This is a genomic window from Tepidiforma sp. (assembly GCF_034433535.1).
GTDB lineage: Bacteria > Chloroflexota > Dehalococcoidia > Tepidiformales > Tepidiformaceae > Tepidiforma.
Genome location: NZ_DAOUAO010000245.1, coordinates 1 through 1,776 on the forward strand (window position 1 = coordinate 1; position 1,776 = coordinate 1,776).

A 1,776-nucleotide genomic window follows, 5' to 3' on the forward strand; every position below is an offset into this window, starting at 1 on the left:
TGCCAGACGGCGGGCGACCGGGTGGAGCGGGACCAGCAGCTGCAAGCGCGAGGGTGGTGGTCGACGCTGCCGCACCCGGAACTCGGGGAGGCGGGCATCGATGGGGTGGCGCCGCGGCTTGCGCGGACGCCGGGGACAAACCGCGCCGCCTCGCCGCTGATGGGCGAGCACACCTACGAGGTGCTGCGCGAGGTGCTGGGCATGAGTGACGAGGACTACGCGGAGCTTGCCGAGCAGGGGGTGTTCCAGTGAGCGGGCCGCTGGAGGGGCTGCGGGTTGCGGAATGGTGCGGCGTCCTCGGGCAGTACGCAGGGAAGCTGCTGGCCGACATGGGCGCCGACGTGGTGAAGTTCGAGCCGCCGGGCGGGTCGGAGGCGCGGCAGGTGGGGCCGTTCGTGGACGACGTGCCGGGCCCCGACCGCTCGCTGAATTTCTGGTACTACAACACGAACAAGCGCTCGGTGGTGGCTGACCCGTCGACAGAGGCCGGGCGGGAGGTGTGGCGGCGGCTGGCGGGTTGGGCGGAGGTGGTCATCGAGGACCGCGGGCCCGGAGTGCTGGACGGTGAGGGACTCGGGTACCGGGCGCTGGACGAGGGCCGCCGGGAGCTGATCTGGTGTGCCCTGACGCCGTTCGGGCAGGACGGACCGTGGGCGGGCTGGCAGGCGACGGACCTGGTTGCGCTGGCGCTGGGCGGCGCCATGATGATGAACGGCTACGACGAGGACGATGCGCCCGGCGCGCCGCCGGTCCGCGGGCACGGCGACCAGGCCTACCACATGGCGGGGCACTACGCCGTGCAGGGCATCCTGGCGGCGCTGCTCTGGCGGGACCGCAGCGGGGAGGGACAGTTCATCGATGCTGCGATGCACGAGGCGGTCAGCAGCACGACGGAGGTGGCGCTGCCGTACTGGTTCACGAAGCGGGTGGATGTGCGCCGGCAGACCGGGCGGCACGCGGCGGCATCGCGGACGGAGCCGTGGCTCCACCGGGCGGCGGACGGGCGCTGGGTGCTGGTGTTCGGCATCGGGCGGGATAACGCGAGCTGGCGAAAGGTGAAGGCGTGGTTCCAGGCCGCCGGCTTTGGGGCACAGTTCGATGAGCCGCGCTTTGATGACCCGCTGAACCGGCAGGTGGGGCGGGGCAGCCCTGAGGCGGCGGAGATTTCCGCGGAGCTGGCCCGGTTCATCGCGGCGCACCCGGCGGAGGAGATCTACCGGGGCGGGCAGGAGCGGCGGCAGGCGTGGGGCGTGGTACGCGGGCCGGAGGAGCCGCTGTTCGACCCGCACTGGGACGACCGCGGCTTCTGGGTAGAGGCCACCGGTGAGGGCCGGGAGAAGCAGCCAGTGAAGATGCCGGGAGCGCCGTACGTGTTCAGCGCGACGCCATGGGCGCTGCGGCGGCCCGCGCCGCGGCTGGGAGAGCACACGGCTGAGGTGCTGGCCGAGCTGGGGCTCGCGGAAACCTGAACGTCATCGGCTGATAACGCGTAGTTCATGGCCGGGGGCGAGGATAGACGCATCGGGGGGACCCGATGCAGGCGCCTTCTCCCCTCCGGGCGCGCTGCGGTGCGGGGCCTGGCGTTCGGTGCCGCCAGGCCCCGTTTGCTGTTTCGTGCGATTGCATTCCGGAACGCATGCCGGCCGTGAAGATTCGGTAACAGACCCTGACGGAGGGGCCACAGGAGAGGTACGGTTAGGCCGGTGCGCGCGCTGATTCGACGCGCGAAGGGGTGAAGGCAATGGTCGAGCATGGTTCCCCGGGGGACGGGGTTTC

General features: G+C 71.7%; 2 protein-coding genes. Both read left to right on the top strand.

What is annotated here, in order from left to right:
* The coding region (locus VAE46_RS12995; protein WP_322797370.1) for a CoA transferase at positions 1 to 252 on the top strand (252 nt) is incomplete at its 5' end.
* Positions 249 to 1,469 (top strand): CoA transferase, encoded by a 1,221-nt coding sequence (locus tag VAE46_RS13000; RefSeq protein WP_322797371.1) that lies wholly within the window; start codon positions 249 to 251, stop codon positions 1,467 to 1,469. The genes VAE46_RS12995 and VAE46_RS13000, both read left to right, overlap by 4 nt.
* Positions 1,470 to 1,776: the final 307 nt, after the last annotated feature.